Here is a 15320-nt window from a genome sequence, read left to right as displayed (position 1 = left end):
GATCGGACATCAAACCCAAAGTTGGAAATCAGCGAACCCTGCTGCCGAGTGGATCAGGATTTCCGCTTCGCCCGCGGATGCGTCGCGTCATAAACCTTGGCCAGGTGCTGGAAATCCAGATGCGTATAGATCTGCGTGGTGGCGATGTCGGCGTGGCCGAGCAGTTCCTGCACACCACGCAGGTCGCCGGAGGATTCCAGGATGTGACTGGCGAAACTGTGCCGCAGCATGTGCGGGTGCACGTTCTTGAACAATCCTTGCCGCTGCGCCAGCTGCTTGATCCGGATCTGCACCGCGCGTTGGGTGATGGGCCCGCCACCACGCCCCGGGAATACCGGGTTTTCGTTGCCGCCGCCACTGTCCCTGCGCCACGCCTGCAGCGCGTTCAACGCATGCGAACCCACCGGAACGCTGCGCTGGCGGTTGCCTTTGCCATGTACCAGCACCAGCCCACTGGGTATATCCAGATCACGCCAGCGCAAGGCGCATAGCTCACTCAAACGCAGCCCGGATGAATAGAACAGTTCCAGCAGCGCGCGGTCGCGCAATCCCAGCGGGGCGTCGGTTGGCAACTCGACCAGCTGCACCGCCTCGTCGGCATCCAGCACCTGGGGCAGCTTGCGCGGTGCCTTGGGCGCACGCAGACCAGCGGCAGGGCTGTTGTCGATGGCGCCGTTCTTGAGCAACCACGCGTAGAAGCTGCGACAGGCTGACAAGCGGCGCTGCAGGCTCTTGGGCGATAGCCCACGCCGGTGCTCGGCGGCGATGAAATCACGCAGCTGCTCGCCGGCAAGCGCCTGCGGATCGGCAACATCGTTGCCCTCGCACCATTGCGACAGTGCGGCCAGGTCGCGCTGGTAGGCGTCGAGCGTATGCGCGGACATGCGCCGCTCGACCTGCAGGTAGGACAGGAATTTCTGGACGGCGCTCATCGCCGCATCACCCGGTCAAGCGCTGCGGAAACGCTGCAGACCCACCACCAGCGACTCGCCCATCATGCGCAGGAACAGCGTGCCCATGCCCGGATAGAAGCGGTTTGAATCGTGACTGCCTACCGCGATCAGGCCCACGCCCGGCAGCGGCAACAAGGCGGTGGAAGACACCTCGCCCACGCGCTCGCCGTACAGCAGGTCGTTCTTTTCCGGCTGCAGGCGGCCGCAGATCGGCTCACCGTCCTGCAGGCAATCGTGGAACGCAGCCAGGCGCGGGTCGTCACGGCCGATGACCTGCAACCACGGCGCCTGCTCCAGCTCCGGCATGGCCTCGAAGGAGACGATGCGTACCAAATCGCCGGCGAAATCCTCTTCCAGCGAGGCCGCCATCGCCCGCAGCGTGTCGGCGGCGCTGGTCTGCCGCATCAACGCCAGGGTCAGCTGATGCGTGCGCACCGCAAGACGCTCGTTGATCTGCGCATTGCTGCCGAGGTCGGCCAGACGCCGCGACAACTCGCGGTTCTTGTCACGCAGCACTTCCAGCTGATAGCTGGCCAGCGATGCGGTCGGGCCATCATCGCGTGGCACCACCAGGGTGAGGGCCAGGTCGGGAAACTGCTTGAGGAAGCCCGGGTGACGACGCAGCCATGCGGCTACTTCGTGGGCACCGATTTTTTCCGCGGTCTCGTTCATCCCATCCACTCTCCGTCGAAAACGAATGCTGCAGGGCCGGACATCACGATGGCGGCCTGATCATCCGGCCACTGGATGCGCAGATCGCCGCCCGGCAATGACATCAAAGCGTCGCGTTGCAGGCGACCGCGTTGCATCAGTACCACGGCGGCGGCGCAGGCACCGCTGCCGCAGGCCAGGGTCTCGCCAACGCCGCGCTCGAATACACGCAACCTGGCGTGACCACCATCGAGCACCTGCGCGAAGCCGACATTCACCGATTCCGGGAACGATGCGTGCTGCTGCAACAGCGAACCGACCCGCTCCACCGGAGCCGCATCAATCAGGCCGACTTCCAGCACGGCGTGCGGGTTGCCCATCGACACCGCGCCAAAGCGCACGTTCTCGCCCTGCAACGACACCGCGTATTCCTCACGCGCACGCGGAAAGCCGACCAATGGAATCTGGGCCGGCTCGAAATCCGGCTTGCCCATGGTCACCGCGTAACGATCGTCGGCCAGACGCTGCACGGCATGCGTGCGCAACGGGCTGTCGATCACGAATTCGTCGCCCTGTACGGCGCCGTCGCGTACCAGCCAGGCCGCCACGCAGCGCGCGCCATTGCCGCACTGCTGCGAAGTGGAGCCGTCCGAGTTCCAGATGCGGTACGCGGCCACCGAGCCTTCTTCACGCGGCGGCTCGATGGTCAGGATCTGGTCGCAACCCACGCCACGGTGGCGGTCGGCGAGCCTGGCGGCCAATGCCGCGTCCGGCGGCGGCGTGCCGTCACGCAGGTCCAGCACCACGAAATCATTGCCGGCACCGTGCATCTTGGTGAAACGCAGGTGCCCCGAAGCCGACTTACTCATTGCCCTTGGCGTCACTTTCGGCCGGCTTGGTCTCGGCATCGTCCTTGGTTTCGACCGGCGTTGCCGGGGTGCTCTCGGTGGGGATTGCATCGTCCGGGACGACTTCCTGCTCCTCGATCGGCACCGGCTTCTGGGGCATGACCAGCGGCCCCTTGTTGCCGCAGGCAGAGAGGGCCAGCAGCGCGCAGGCCGCCGGGATGAGCATCAGCAAACGGGACGTCGTGTTCATTGCCGAAGTATAGCCACTGGACCATGAAATCCGCTGGCGGCACTCGCTGTTCAGCTGCCTTTGGGTGGCAACGGCCGCATCCACAGCCACAGGCAGACACACGCCATGATGCTGATCGAGGTCCACTTCACCCACGCCAACGGTACGCACCACAAGGTGATCAGGGCGCAGGCCAGCATGGTGATGCTGGCCATCCACTTACCCTTGCGGCTCACTGCGCCGTGCGCCTGCCAGTCGCCAATCGCCGGGCCGAAACGCGGATGCGTCACCAGCCAGTGATGCAGGCGCTTGGATCCACGCGAGGCCGCCCAGGCCGAAATCAGCACGAACACCGTGGTCGGCAGGCCCGGCACGAAGATGCCGACAATGCCGATGCCCAGACTCACATAGGCCAGCAACCACCACGCCCAGCGCATCCGCACCGGGCGTGGTTCTGGCGATGACGGGGGCTCTGACATGCGCGCGCGATGCGGTCAGTTCGCCACGCCCAGTTGCGACAGCACGAAGGCGAACGATTCGGCCTGTTCCTTGTAGCGCTGGAAACGGCCCGACTTACCACCGTGGCCGGCTTCCATGTTGGTGCGGAACACGATCGGCAGGTTGCCGGTGTTGACGTCACGCAGTCGCGCCACCCACTTGGCCGGCTCCCAGTACTGCACCTGCGAATCCCACAGACCGGTGCCGACGAACAGCGACGGGTAGGCCTGGGCGCGCACGTTGTCGTACGGCGAGTAGCTGAGCATGTAGTCGTAGTACTGCTTCTGCTCCGGGTTGCCCCACTCGTCGTATTCGTTGGTGGTCAGCGGGATGCTGGCGTCGAGCATGGTGGTGACCACATCCACGAACGGCACCTGCGCCACCATCACCCGGTAGTCCTGCGGCGCCTGGTTCGCCACCGCCCCCATCAGCAGGCCCCCGGCACTGCCGCCGGACGCGGCCACGCGGTCCTTCGCGGCATAGCCCTGTGCGACCAGCGCGCGGGTGACATCGACAAAGTCGTTGAAGGTGTTCTGCTTGTGCAGCAGCTTGCCGTCCTCGTACCAGTTGCGGCCCATTTCCTCGCCACCACGGATGTGCGCAATGGCGTAGACCATGCCGCGATCCAGCAGACTCACCACACTCTGGTTGAAGCCCGGATCCATCGACATGCCATAGCTGCCGTAGGCGTACTGGTACAGCGCGGCGCTGCCGTCCTTCTTGAAGCCCTTCTTGTAGACCAGCGACACCGGCACCTTGGCACCGTCACGCGCGGTCACCCAGACGCGTTCGGTCTGGTACAGCGACGGGTCGTAGCCAATCACCGGCTGCTGCTTGAGCTGACGGCGTTCGCCGGTCTTGACGTTGAGTTCGTAGGTGGTGGCCGGGGTGGTCAGCGAGGTGTAGCTGTAACGCAGCCATTCGGTATCCGGCTCGGCATTGACCGACAGGCCCATCGAGTAGGCCGGCTCGTCGGCCTTGACGAACTCGCTGTGGCCATCGGCGAACAGCAGGCGGATGCGTTCCAGCGCGTCGGCGCGCTCGGCGATGGCGGTGTAGCCGTTGAAAAGCTCGAAGCCTTCGACCAGCACCTGCGGATCGTGCGCCACCCAGTCCTTCCACTGCTTGCGACTGGTGGCATCGTCCGGGGCGGTGACCAGCTTGAAGTTCTTCGCGCCGTCGGCATTGGTGCGGATCACCCAGCGGCCGTCGAAGTGGTCGGCGTCGTACTCCACGTCACGCTCGCGCGGCGCCAGCACGGTGAAATCACCAGGGTTGGCGGCCGAGGTGTAGCGCAGCTCGGAAGCGACCGTGCTGTCCACGCCGATGGTGATGAAGCGGTCATCGCGGGTGCGGCCGATGCCCATGTAGAAGCTGTCGTCCTCTTCCTCGTAGACCAGCGTATCGGCACTGACCGGCGTGCCCAGCACATGCTTCTTCACGCGCACGGTGAGCAGGGTTTCCGGGTCGTTCTCGACATAGAAGACGGTGCGGTTGTCGTCCGCCCACACCACGTTGGCCGAAACACCGGTGATCACGTCCGGCAGCAGCTTTCCGGTTTCCAGGTCCTTGAAGCGGATGGTGTACTGACGACGACCGACATCGTCCTCGGCCCAGGCCAGCAGGCGGTTGTCCTGGCTCACTTCCATGTCATCGACGCCGAAGTAACCCTTGCCTTCGGCCATGACGTTCAGATCCAGCAGCACCTGTTCCGGCGCCTGCATGTCGCCCTTGCGGCGCGCATGGATCGGGTAGTCCTTGCCGGTTTCATAACGGGTGTAATACCAGTAGTCGCGCTCGCGGTACGGCACGCTGGCATCGTCCTGCTTGATGCGGCCGACGATCTCGCCGTAGAGCGTTTCCTGCAGCGGCTTGAGCGGCGCCATCAGCGCGTCGGTGTAGGCGTTCTCGGCCTTGAGATAGGCCAGCATCTCCGGATTCTCGCGCTTGTCATCGCGCAACCAGTAGTACTCGTCCTGGCGTTCGGCACCAAACGGCGCCTTGACCGTATGCGCACGCTTGGCGACATCTGGCGGGGTGGGCGTTGCGGCGACGGCGGTGTTCATCATCAGGCTGGCTACCAACAGGCAAAGGGCAGGTTTCACGGAGAGGCTCCCATCGACAGGAGCGACGCCCCCGCGCAAGACCACAGTGTGCCACGGGCAGCCTGGGCCTTTCGAGGCGTGGACAGCTTCAATGTGGTGGCCGCCATGCACCGTTGGTCGCAATGCCTCGGTGGCCGCGTCGTCCTATGATGCGGCGATGAACACGCCCCCCCCCACGCCGTCCGGCTACAGCCGTCGCAGCCACGAGATCGCCCCGTTCCACGTCATGTCCCTGCTGGCCCGCGCCAATGCGCTGGAACAGGCCGGTCACGATGTGATCCACCTGGAAATCGGCGAACCGGATTTCACCACCGCCGACCCGGTCATCCGCGCCGGCCAGGCAGCCCTTGCTGCCGGCCACACCCGTTACACCGCTGCACGCGGCCTGCCAGCATTGCGCGAGGCCATCGCCGGCTTCTATCGCGACCGTTATCACCTGGCCATTGATCCCGAACGCATCCTGGTCACGCCCGGTGGCTCCGGCGCGCTGCTGCTGGCTTCCAGCCTGTTGGTCGACCCAGGCAAACACTGGTTGCTGGCGGACCCGGGTTATCCCTGCAATCGCCATTTCCTGCGGCTGGTCGAAGGCGCGGCGCAGCTGGTGCCGGTCGGCCCGGAAGACAGCTATCAGCTCACGCCGCAATTGATCGAACAACGCTGGAACAGCAACAGCGTCGGTGCGCTGGTCGCCTCGCCGGCCAACCCGACCGGCACAACACTCGACGCCGAACAGCTGGCCGCCTTGTCGGCATCCTTGAAAGCGCGCGGTGGTCATCTGGTGGTGGATGAGATCTACCACGGCCTGACCTATGGCTTCGATGCACCCAGCGTGCTGCAGGTGGATGACGAAGCCTTCGTGTTGAACAGCTTCTCCAAGTATTTCGGCATGACCGGCTGGCGCCTGGGTTGGCTGGTGGCGCCGCCACAAGCCGTGCCCGAACTGGAGAAGCTGGCGCAGAACCTGTACATCAGCGCGCCGTCCATGGCCCAGCATGCGGCGCTGGCATGCTTCGAGCCGGAGACGATTGCGATCTTCGAGCAACGCCGGGAGCAGTTCCGTCAGCGCCGCGATTACCTGCTGCCCGCGTTGCGCGGACTCGGCTTCCGCATTGATGTGGAGCCGCAGGGTGCGTTCTATCTGTACTGCGACGTGAGTGCGTTCACCGATGACGCGCAGGCGTTCTGCGCGCATTTCCTGGAGACCGAGCATGTGGCATTCACGCCGGGCCTGGATTTTGGTCATTACCGCGCCAACCAGCATGTGCGGATTGCCTACACACAGGATGTGGCGAGGCTGCAGGAGGCGGTGATGCGGATTGGACGTGGGTTGGAGAGCTGGCAGAGGAAGTGAGCTGCCGGGCGGGCCGCCCCTCCCGTCTACGGGACAAAAGGCCTGACGCCGAAAAGGCGGAACGCTCGAAGGGCTGGGAACTGGCAGATGAAACTGCCGCAAGGCCGCTTCCTTCTCCCGCCCGCGGGGCGACAACTCGGCAGGATTGCCGAGTTGCACGGCGAAGCCGCCCGAAGGGTGAGGCGCAGGGATGTACCGAATGCAGGTGCCCGAAGGGCGGATGGGGGAGCTTTGGGCTTTGGGCTTTGGGCTTTGGGCTTTGGGCTTCGAAAGCGATCATATGGATTCACCATCACGACTTCGCCCCTGCCCTCACCCCAACCCCTCTCCCGCCTGCGGGAGAGGGGCTTCAAACAACGACGCCACCTTGTGGTGGCGTCGTTGCTTCAATCATGCACAGGTGACTTCACCTGCGGCACATCACTTCTTGCTCAACTGCTCCCACAGGAAGCTGTACGCCAGTGCCGACATGTGCGCGGCCTGTGCGTTGTTGGCTGCGCCGCCGTGGCCACCTTCGATGTTCTCGTAGTAGGTCACGTCCTTGCCCGCATCGATCATCTTGGCCGCCATCTTGCGGGCGTGGCCCGGGTGGACGCGGTCATCGCGGGTGGAGGTGGTGAACAGCACCGGCGGGTAGCTCTTGGCCGGGTCGAACAGGTGGTACGGCGAGAAGGTCTTGATGAAGTCCCAATCGGCCGTATCCGGGTTGCCGTACTCGGCCATCCACGAGGCGCCGGCCAGCAGGTGGCTGTAACGCTTCATGTCCAGCAGCGGAACCTGCACCACCACCGCACCGAACAACTCCGGGTACTGGGTCAGCATGTTGCCGGTCAGCAGACCGCCGTTGCTGCCGCCCTGCACGCCCAGGTGCCTGGCCGAGGTGATGTTGCGGCTGACCAGGTCCTGCGCCACCGCCGCCATGTCTTCGTACGCCTTGTGGCGGTTCTGCTTCAGTGCGGCCTGGTGCCAGCGCGGGCCGTACTCGCCACCACCACGGATGTTGGCCACCACGTACACGCCGCCCTTGTCCAACCACGCGCGGCCCATGCCACCGGAGTAGTTCGGGGTCAGCGAAATCTCAAAACCGCCGTAGCCATACAGCAGGGTCGGGTTGGAGCCGTCCAGCTTCATCGCCTTGTCGTGCACCACGAAGTACGGCACGCGGGTGCCATCCTTGCTGTTGGCGAAATGCTGCTCGATCACCTTGCCGCTGGCGTCGAAGAACGCTGGCATGGTCTTGAGCACTTCCGGCTGCTGGCCGATCTCGGCCAGGGCCAGCGTGGTCGGGGTCAGGTAGTCGGTGACGGTCATCCACACCGCGTCGCTTTCGTCGGCATCCACCGCGCCGATACCAATGGTGCCGAAGGTCGGCGCACCGGCGAACTCGCTGGCAACCCAGCCGTCCTTGCCGTGGGTCATCACCTGCAGGCGGTTCTTGACGTCGTCCAGCACGTTCAACACCACGTGCGACCGGGTCCAGGACATGCCGGCCAGCGAGGTGGTGTCGGTCGGGGCGAACAGCACGTCGAAGTCGCGCTTGCCGGCCATGAAGTCATCGAACTTCGTCACCAGCAGCGAACCTGCGGCATAGGTCTTGCCGCCCACGGTCCACGGCTCGCGCAGTTCCAGGGTGAGCCATTCACGGCGCACGCCCTTCTCGGCCGAATTCGGCGCATCCACCTTGGTCAGCTTGCCATCGGCGCCAAGCACGAACAGTTCGTTGTTGTAGAAGGCGATGGTGCGGCTGACGAAGTTGCGCTCGAAGCCCGGCGTATCGTCGTGCATCGCGGCGATGTACATGTCTTCCGGCTTGCCTTCATACACCGGGGTGGCAGCCGTGATCGGCGTGCCACGCTGCCAACGCTTGACCACGCGCGGGTAACCGGAGGTAGTCATCGTGCCGTCGCCGAAATCGGTATAGACGAACACGTTGTTCTGGTCGATCCAGCCCAGCCCGCCCTTGGCTTCCGGACGGAAGAAGCCGTCCTTGATCCACTGCTTGTTGGACAGGTCGAACTCACGGGTGACATCGGCATCCGCGCCGCCGCGCGACAGCGCGATCAGGCAGCGGGTGTATTCCGGGCGCAGGCAGTTGGCGCCATGCCACACCCAGTTCTCGCCCTCGGCCTTGTTCAGCGCGTCCAGGTCCAGCACGGTTTCCCACAGCGGCTCGGCCTTGCGGTACTCCACCAGCGTGGTGCGGCGCCAGATGCCGCGCTCGTGCTGCTTGTCCTTCCAGAAGTTGTAGTAGTAGTCGCCGATCTTCTCGACGCCCGGGATCTTGGCGTCCGAATCCAGCACCTCGCGGATGCCGGCCTCCATCTGCTTGAACTGCGGGCTCTGTGCCAGCCGCCCCTCGGATTTGGCGTTCTGCTCCTTCACCCAGGTCAACGGCTTGTCGCCGGTGACGTCTTCCAGCCAGGCATACGGATCCTGGGGCTGGTCAGCAGCCATGGCAGCACCGGCCAGGCCGGAGGAAAGCAGCCCTGCCACGAGGCAGGCGGAGGTGATTCGGGACATATTGGCTCCACGCGGTCATAAGCGCCGAACGCTAGCACAGGCAACCGATGGCGCTCCCGTGTCGAAGGTCAGGCCGCCTGCGAGCCACGCCAGCGCAGGGGACGGCGCGCGCGTCGGGCCTGCGGGCCACGGCGGCGCTGCCCAGCCTTGCGGTTGCGCCATGCCGCCGGCAGGCGGAAGCCATACAACGCCCACCAGGAGGCCAGCGGCATGCCGACCAGCCACAGTGGCAACCAGCCGATCCAGATGCTGTGCCCACGCGCGGCCGGCCAGACCAGCACCAGGGCCATGCCTGCCAGCGCGACTTGCCTGACGCAGCGCAACACGCGCGGATCCGGGTTCGACTCCTGCTTACGGCGGTATGACGGTGCAGACGGCTTGGACATGACGTTCTCCGGCAACATGACTGTGTTGGAGTGCATCCTCAATGCCGCTCATCTCACAGACTGCGACCTGCCATTGACGTGCCTATCGCCGCCGTTGAACATGCAGCCGTCACCCACCCATGGCGCTCCAACCCGTAATGCGACCAATTCCAGCGTTTCTGTCCGCCCTGTTGTTGAGCCTGGCCCTGCCGCTGGTGCCTGCCCACGCGCAGGAAGCCCCCGCCGCGACACCCATCGTGGAAGGCGATTCCGAAGGCCCGGTGGACCTGCAGCGTTTCATGGGCCGCTGGTATGTGATCGGCCGGGTACCCAACTTCGTCGAGCGCGGGCATGTGGCCAGCGTCAACACCTATACGTTGCGCGAAGACGACAAGGTCGCCATCAACTATCAGTTCCGCGAAGGCTTCGGTGAGCCCACCGAGGAACTCAGCATCCGCGCCAAGGTGGACGAAGATAGTGGCAACCGCCGCTGGCGCACCTGGTTCTACCGGGTGGTACCGACGCACTCCCGGATCCTGGAAGTGGCACCGGACTATTCCTGGGCACTGATCGGCTACCCCGGCCGCGAGATGGCCTGGATCTTTGCCCGCGAACCGGACATGGACAACACGCTGTATCGCCACCTGGCCCTGCGCCTGCGTGACAAGTACGACGTCAACACCGACAAGCTCAAGCGCGTGCCGCAGCACCCGGAGCAGGTGGGACGACTCGGCTTCGAGGTACCCAACAAGAAGTGAGTGAAGCGGGGTGAGAAGTGACGGAGGGCGGAAGCGAGTCTTCGCACCCCGTGCTCACCTCAACCAGAGTCACCCACTTCAGTCACCCCGGCGAGCGCAACGCAGCCGGGCCTGGGGTGGGACGCATGCAATGCGGTTGATCGCCATGCAATCAATCCCGGTGCAACACGCTGGCCCGGATGACATCTCTGCGGCAAACCGGATTGAATTGAAGCGCGCGCCGCTTTACTCATGGCGCACCGCCACGGAACTCAGTCGTAATTGCTCAGCGCCAGCGATAACAGAGCCTTGGCCTGTTCTCGCAGGGACTGGGGCTCGATGATTTCCGCATCCGAACCGTAATGCAGCACGTCCATCAGCAGTTCGCGCGAGACGCTGTACGGCAGTTTCAGTTCGTAGCGGCCATCCGCCAGGAACCGGCCCTGCTGCTTGGAATGCCAATGTTCATCGGCGACCCAGCGCGCGGCCTTGGCACTGAACACGATGGTTGCCCAGCCCTTGGGGGCGCCGGAGAAGATGCCGTAGCTGGCCGCCAGCTGTTCATCCAGCTCGGCATCCGGTACGTCACGGGCCGGCTGATCGAGCAGCCGCGCCTGATGAATGCGGTCCACCGCGAAACTGCGTACCGCGTCGCGGGTGTGATCCCACGCGTCCATGTACCAGTTGTCGCGGTAATGGGTGATGCGCTGCGGGGACACCGTGCGGCGGGTGGCCTCATCGGTGGAACGCGCGCGGTATTCGAACGACAGCTGCTTGCGCTCAAGCACGCCGGAGGCAACGGTGCGGAAGCTGGCTTCGTCGAGCTTGCGGCCGCGGTGCGGGATCACCCGCACACGCTCCACCGGCCAGGAGGTCGCGCCGGCCTGCGCCGCCAGCAGGCTTTCAATCCGCTGTTGCAGCGGCGCCAGCACCGAGGACAGCACCCCGCCCCCGGTCCGCGACAGCAGGTGCTGCGAGGCCAGCAAGGCATGCAGTTCTTCGGAGCTCAGCCATAGGCCGGGCAGCTCGAAACGGTCGCTTTCGCCACTCAGATAGCGGAAACCGGCCTCGCCATCGCCTTCCACCGGCGCCATCAGCGCATCGCGCAGAAAGGCCAGGTCGCGATAGACCGTTGCCCTGGAACATCCCAGTTCTTCCTGCAGGCGAGCCACCGTGACCGGATAACGGGCGGACTTGAGCAGCCGATGCAGCGCGTTTATGCGTTCGTAACGATCCATGGGCCCGATTATGTCCGACTCCGGGCCGCAATGCTGCGGGCCGGCGACAGCCTCCCCGCCAAACGCCGTCTGAAGCGCCCGCCGCCCCGGAACCGAGCCAGCGCAAGCCTTCCGGTATCATGAAAACGCTTACTTGCCCCGATTTCATTCCGGAGATTGACTGATGTCACTGCGTGTTTCCCTGTTCCTGCCGCTGCTGTTGTGCGCCCCGCTGGCCGCCTGGGCAGATGATGCCTCCGACCTGGCCGCCATGACGTCACCGTGGAGCGGCAGCGGCGGTGAGCTCGGTTTTGCCTCCGCACACGGCAACAGCACCACCGAAAGCTTCAACGGCCGCCTCAAGCTGCGCTACACCGACGATGACTGGGTGCACAGCATGGATCTGTTCGGCCTGCGCTCCAGCGCCCAGTACAACCAGACCAATGACGACGGCAGCACCAGCCGCACCCGTCAGACCACCGCCAACCGCTACACCGCTGGCGCCGGCAGCGCGCTGCAGCTGGGCGAGCACCGCCAGCTGACCGCCACGGTGCGTCATGAACGCGATGATTTCGCCACCTATGACCGCCAGAGCAGCTTCGGTCTGGGTTACGGCACGCGTCTGATCGACGGTGAGCGGCTGATCCTGGACACCCAGATCGGCCCGGGTGTGCGCCGTTCGCACAATGCCGACACCGATGAGAACCGCACCGGCTTGATCGGCCGCGGCCTGTTCGACCTGAAGTTCTCCATCACCGAGAACACCGAGCTGGTCAACAGCCTGCTGGTCGAATCCGGCTCGTACAACACCTTCGCGCAGAATGACTTTGGCGTGTCGGTCAGCATGAACAAGCATTTCGCGCTGAAGGCCGGCTGGCAGGCCCGTCACAACAGCGACGTGGCCGAAGACAAGCGCAAGACCGACACCCTGACCACGATGAACGTGGTTTACAGCTTCAAGTGATCTTGAAGCGGGGTTGAGGGATTGGGAACAGGGAATGGTTCTGCGCTGCGGCGCGGGCCATTCCCTTTTTGTTGCGGGCCCTGCTCCCGGAGCCACCAGTAGAGCCGGAGCCATGCTCCTCTGGCGTGTTACCACCCTCCCGCCCTTCCCTTCGCTGCGCGAAAGGGAGGGAGCAGAAGCGGCTTTCGCTGCGATCTGGCAGCCCAGGCTAGATCGCCCCCTCGCTTTGCTGCAGCCAAAGTAAGGGCTGAAAAGGGGCTGGCTTCATGCCGTTGCACGGTAGGTTCGGAACCGCGCAACGCCTTGCTTCAGGCCGGGTTGCCCAGCAGTTCACCTGCGCCGGCATCCAACAGCTGACGGGCGACATTGCGACCCAGTGCTTCCGGATCGGTCGCCGGGCCGTGTGCCTCGGCGCGCACGATGCGGCCATCGGCCACACCGCCGACCAGGCCCTGCAACCACAGGTCCTGGCCCTGCCATTGCGCCAGACCCGCCACCGGCACGTGACAACTACCGTCCAGGGCACGGTTCATCGCGCGCTCGGCTTCGACGCAGGTGCGTGTCGGGGCGTCGTCCAAGGCGGCAACCAGGGCGATCACCTTCGCATCGTCCTGGCGGCATTCGATGGCCACCGCCGCCTGTGCCGGTGCCGGCAACCACTGCGGTGCGCGCAGGCGGTCACGGATACGCCCCCCCAGCTCCAGACGTTCCAGGCCGGCGCAGGCCAGGATGATGGCGTCGTAGTCACCGGCATCGAGTTTGCCCAGGCGGGTATTGACGTTGCCGCGCAGGTCCCGCGCCTGCAGGTCCGGACGCAATGCACGCAGCTGCGCCTGCCGACGCAAGGAAGACGTGCCGACGCAGGCACCCTGCGGCAGGGCATCGAGCGAGGCGTAGCGGTTGGACACGAAGGCATCGGCCGGATCGGCGCGGACCAGAATGGCCGGCAACGCGAACGGCGCCTCCAGCTCCATCGGCACGTCCTTGAGCGAATGCACGGCGCAATCGGCTTCGCCGCGCATCATCGCCAGCTCCAGTTCCTTCAGAAACAGGCCCTTGCCACCGATGGCGGCCAGCGAACGGTCCAGCACTTCGTCACCGCGGGTGCTCATCGGTACCAGCTCCACGGACAGCCCGGGATGGGCCTGACGCAGGCGGTCGGCGACGTGTTCGCTCTGCCACAGGGCAAGCGGGCTCTTTCGGGTAGCGATACGCAGGATGGTCATGCGCGCATTATCGCCGCTGCCGACGCGACGGTCACAACCGGATCAGTTCGGTCTTCAGGTTGGCCACGCAGCGGCGACTGACTTCCAGCAACACGGGCATGTCGCGCAGCACCGCCTGCACCTGCCCGGCCGGCGTGCGCCGCACTTCCTGCAGCTGGTCACGGGCCACCAGGCAGTTGCGATGGATGCGGATGAAGCGCTCACCGAATTCGTCCTCCAGCGAGCGCAGCGATTCCTCGATCAGGTCCTGGCCGCGCTTGTGGTGGACCACCACGTACTTTTCCTCGGCCTGCAGGTAGACGATGTCCTCCACCGGCACCAGCCGCAGGCTGCCGCGCAGACGCGCGCACAGCACCCGGCGTGCCTGCGTCGTCTGCGCAGGCGCCGCCGTGGCGCGCCCGGCGATGACGGTGCGTGCACGGGCCAGCGCAGCAGCGAGGCGCTCGGCGCGGATCGGCTTCATCAGGTAATCCACCGCGGCCGCTTCAAACGCGGACAACGCGTGGGCATCGTAAGCGGTGCAGAACACCACGGCCGGACGCGGCTCGAAATGGGCGAGGTGGCGGGCCACTTCCAGTCCGTCGATACCGGGCATGGCGATATCCAGCAGCACCAGGTCCGGTTGTGTCTGTGCGCAGGCGTGCAGCGCGTCGGCGCCATTGGCCGCCTCGGCCACCACGATTGTTCCAGCATGCTCGGCCAGCAGCGAACGCAGGCGTTCGCGTGCCAAAGGCTCGTCGTCGGCAATAACCACCTTCACACGTTCCTCCCCGTCACGCAGTGCTGGTGCGGCCATGGTAGCCGCACCGATGCGAAACCGGCGTGGCCGGATGCGGAACTGCGCAGTCCTTCACACCCTGGCGTTCATGCGTCGAAACGGGCCTGCAGCCAATCGCCGAGTGCATGGATCTCTTCCCCGCAGACCTGGTGCGCCATCGGGTAGCGATGCCATTCCACGGCAAAGCCCAGCTGCTTGAGCACCTGCATGCTGTGCTCGGCGATCTGCACCGGGATCACAGGGTCACCCGTGCCGTGGGCCATGAACACCGGCTGGGTGTTGGCACCCGCGACCAGCTGCGCGGCGGCGGCATCGACCTCAGGCAGATAGGTGGACAGGGCCACCAGCCCGGCCAGCTTTTCGCGACGCTGCAGGCCGGTGGCCAAGGTGATGGCACCGCCCTGCGAGAAACCGATCAACACGATGTGGTCCAGTGCGATACCACGCTCCTGTTCGCGCGCGATCAGGGCTTCGACCTGCGCCACCGATTCGGCTACGCCGGCAGCGTCGGCACGACTGCGGAAATCCATGCTGACGATGTCGTACCACGCGCGCATCGGCATGCCGTTGTTGATGGTCACCGCACGCTTGGGTGCATGCGGAAACACGAAACGGATCGCCGGCCATTGCGGACGCACCAGCTCGGGCACGATGGGCGCGAAATCATGGCCATCGGCACCCAGCCCATGCAGCCAGATGATCGACCACTGCGGCGACGCGCCGGTTTCCTGTTCCACCGTTTCCAGCATTTTCACGACTCCCGAAGACAGACGCAGATTATGCCGTGTTGGGAGGCCGGGGATGGCACTAGGAAATACGCCATTACGAGCGTTGCATCGGTGGTGCCATGCACGTTGCTGGGACACCATGCCGGCAGG

15 protein-coding genes are annotated in these 15320 nt (G+C 65.1%); 3 read left to right on the top strand and 12 right to left on the bottom strand.

Annotated elements, in window-relative coordinates:
- Positions 1-53: 53 nt before the first annotated feature.
- The 6 genes from xerC to ABB26_RS15050 are packed head-to-tail and all read right to left on the bottom strand — an operon-like array spanning position 54 to position 5284.
- Entirely contained in the window at positions 54-932 is an 879-nt protein-coding gene (xerC, locus tag ABB26_RS15075; protein WP_083490866.1) for a tyrosine recombinase XerC, read from the bottom strand.
- A gap of 15 nt (positions 933-947) precedes the next feature.
- The gene (locus tag ABB26_RS15070) at positions 948-1625 is read right to left on the bottom strand and encodes a DUF484 family protein (protein WP_057635527.1); all 678 of its coding nucleotides are present in this window, start codon (positions 1623-1625) and stop codon (positions 948-950) included.
- Positions 1622-2473 (bottom strand): diaminopimelate epimerase, encoded by an 852-nt coding sequence (gene dapF, locus ABB26_RS15065; protein ID WP_057635526.1) that lies wholly within the window; start codon positions 2471-2473, stop codon positions 1622-1624. The genes ABB26_RS15070 and dapF overlap by 4 nt, the downstream gene beginning before the upstream one ends.
- Positions 2466-2702, bottom strand: coding sequence for an LPS translocon maturation chaperone LptM (gene lptM, locus ABB26_RS15060; RefSeq protein ID WP_057635525.1), 237 nt, complete (start codon positions 2700-2702; stop codon positions 2466-2468). Before lptM ends, dapF begins: the two co-directional genes overlap by 8 nt.
- 50 nt (positions 2703-2752) lie before the next feature.
- Positions 2753-3160 carry a YbaN family protein gene (locus tag ABB26_RS15055; protein WP_057635524.1) on the bottom strand — a complete coding sequence of 136 codons (408 nt, stop codon included), beginning with the start codon at positions 3158-3160 and terminating at the stop codon, positions 2753-2755.
- Between the two features lie 15 nt (positions 3161-3175).
- Positions 3176-5284, bottom strand: a complete 2109-nt coding sequence (locus ABB26_RS15050) for a S9 family peptidase (RefSeq protein ID WP_057635523.1) — start codon at positions 5282-5284, stop codon at positions 3176-3178.
- A gap of 157 nt (positions 5285-5441) precedes the next feature.
- On the opposite strand from ABB26_RS15050, the gene ABB26_RS15045 reads away from it, so the two are divergent.
- Positions 5442-6635 carry a pyridoxal phosphate-dependent aminotransferase gene (locus ABB26_RS15045; protein WP_057635554.1) on the top strand — a complete coding sequence of 398 codons (1194 nt, stop codon included), beginning with the start codon at positions 5442-5444 and terminating at the stop codon, positions 6633-6635.
- A 420-nt stretch (positions 6636-7055) separates the two neighbouring features.
- On the opposite strand, the gene ABB26_RS15040 is transcribed toward ABB26_RS15045, so the two are convergent.
- Together ABB26_RS15040 and ABB26_RS15035 are read right to left on the bottom strand one after the other, a co-directional pair.
- Positions 7056-9155, bottom strand: coding sequence for a prolyl oligopeptidase family serine peptidase (locus ABB26_RS15040; protein WP_057635522.1), 2100 nt, complete (start codon positions 9153-9155; stop codon positions 7056-7058).
- 68 nt (positions 9156-9223) lie between these two features.
- The gene (locus ABB26_RS15035) at positions 9224-9541 is read right to left on the bottom strand and encodes a hypothetical protein (RefSeq protein WP_057635553.1); all 318 of its coding nucleotides are present in this window, start codon (positions 9539-9541) and stop codon (positions 9224-9226) included.
- A gap of 137 nt (positions 9542-9678) precedes the next feature.
- On the opposite strand from ABB26_RS15035, the gene ABB26_RS15030 reads away from it, so the two are divergent.
- Entirely contained in the window at positions 9679-10278 is a 600-nt protein-coding gene (locus ABB26_RS15030) for a lipocalin family protein (RefSeq protein WP_057635521.1), read from the top strand.
- Between the two features lie 251 nt (positions 10279-10529).
- On the opposite strand, the gene ABB26_RS15025 is transcribed toward ABB26_RS15030, so the two are convergent.
- Complete coding sequence (locus ABB26_RS15025; RefSeq protein ID WP_057635520.1) at positions 10530-11495, bottom strand: helix-turn-helix transcriptional regulator; 966 nt, start codon at positions 11493-11495, stop codon at positions 10530-10532.
- Between the two features lie 163 nt (positions 11496-11658).
- Between ABB26_RS15025 and ABB26_RS15020 the strand changes: the two genes are divergently transcribed.
- Positions 11659-12438 carry a DUF481 domain-containing protein gene (locus ABB26_RS15020; RefSeq protein WP_057635519.1) on the top strand — a complete coding sequence of 260 codons (780 nt, stop codon included), beginning with the start codon at positions 11659-11661 and terminating at the stop codon, positions 12436-12438.
- A 308-nt stretch (positions 12439-12746) separates the two neighbouring features.
- On the opposite strand, the gene hemC is transcribed toward ABB26_RS15020, so the two are convergent.
- The 3 genes from hemC to ABB26_RS15005 all read right to left on the bottom strand — a co-directional run bounded on the left by hemC (position 12747) and on the right by ABB26_RS15005 (position 15191).
- Positions 12747-13664 carry a hydroxymethylbilane synthase gene (gene hemC, locus ABB26_RS15015; protein ID WP_057635518.1) on the bottom strand — a complete coding sequence of 306 codons (918 nt, stop codon included), beginning with the start codon at positions 13662-13664 and terminating at the stop codon, positions 12747-12749.
- Between the two features lie 31 nt (positions 13665-13695).
- Positions 13696-14424, bottom strand: coding sequence for a LytR/AlgR family response regulator transcription factor (locus ABB26_RS15010; protein ID WP_057635552.1), 729 nt, complete (start codon positions 14422-14424; stop codon positions 13696-13698).
- Positions 14425-14528: 104 nt separating this feature from the next.
- Positions 14529-15191, bottom strand: coding sequence for an alpha/beta hydrolase (locus ABB26_RS15005; RefSeq protein ID WP_057635517.1), 663 nt, complete (start codon positions 15189-15191; stop codon positions 14529-14531).
- Positions 15192-15320: the final 129 nt, after the last annotated feature.

Origin of the sequence: Stenotrophomonas humi, assembly GCF_001431415.1 — a bacterium.
Lineage (GTDB): Bacteria > Pseudomonadota > Gammaproteobacteria > Xanthomonadales > Xanthomonadaceae > Stenotrophomonas > Stenotrophomonas humi.
Note: the sequence above shows the minus strand (reverse complement) of the source record. Positions and strands in the feature narration are given on the sequence as shown.

Coding starts and splice junctions, on each gene's coding strand:
- dapF (WP_057635526.1), bottom strand. CDS start 2,473: ATGAGTAAGTCGGCTTCGGGGCACCTGCGTTTCACCAAGATGCACGGT.
- hemC (WP_057635518.1), bottom strand. CDS start 13,664: ATGACCATCCTGCGTATCGCTACCCGAAAGAGCCCGCTTGCCCTGTGG.
- ABB26_RS15025 (WP_057635520.1), bottom strand. CDS start 11,495: ATGGATCGTTACGAACGCATAAACGCGCTGCATCGGCTGCTCAAGTCC.
- ABB26_RS15035 (WP_057635553.1), bottom strand. CDS start 9,541: ATGTCCAAGCCGTCTGCACCGTCATACCGCCGTAAGCAGGAGTCGAAC.
- ABB26_RS15030 (WP_057635521.1), top strand. CDS start 9,679: ATGCGACCAATTCCAGCGTTTCTGTCCGCCCTGTTGTTGAGCCTGGCC.
- ABB26_RS15040 (WP_057635522.1), bottom strand. CDS start 9,155: ATGTCCCGAATCACCTCCGCCTGCCTCGTGGCAGGGCTGCTTTCCTCC.
- ABB26_RS15055 (WP_057635524.1), bottom strand. CDS start 3,160: ATGTCAGAGCCCCCGTCATCGCCAGAACCACGCCCGGTGCGGATGCGC.
- ABB26_RS15070 (WP_057635527.1), bottom strand. CDS start 1,625: ATGAACGAGACCGCGGAAAAAATCGGTGCCCACGAAGTAGCCGCATGG.
- ABB26_RS15020 (WP_057635519.1), top strand. CDS start 11,659: ATGTCACTGCGTGTTTCCCTGTTCCTGCCGCTGCTGTTGTGCGCCCCG.
- ABB26_RS15005 (WP_057635517.1), bottom strand. CDS start 15,191: ATGCTGGAAACGGTGGAACAGGAAACCGGCGCGTCGCCGCAGTGGTCG.
- lptM (WP_057635525.1), bottom strand. CDS start 2,702: ATGAACACGACGTCCCGTTTGCTGATGCTCATCCCGGCGGCCTGCGCG.
- xerC (WP_083490866.1), bottom strand. CDS start 932: ATGAGCGCCGTCCAGAAATTCCTGTCCTACCTGCAGGTCGAGCGGCGC.
- ABB26_RS15045 (WP_057635554.1), top strand. CDS start 5,442: ATGAACACGCCCCCCCCCACGCCGTCCGGCTACAGCCGTCGCAGCCAC.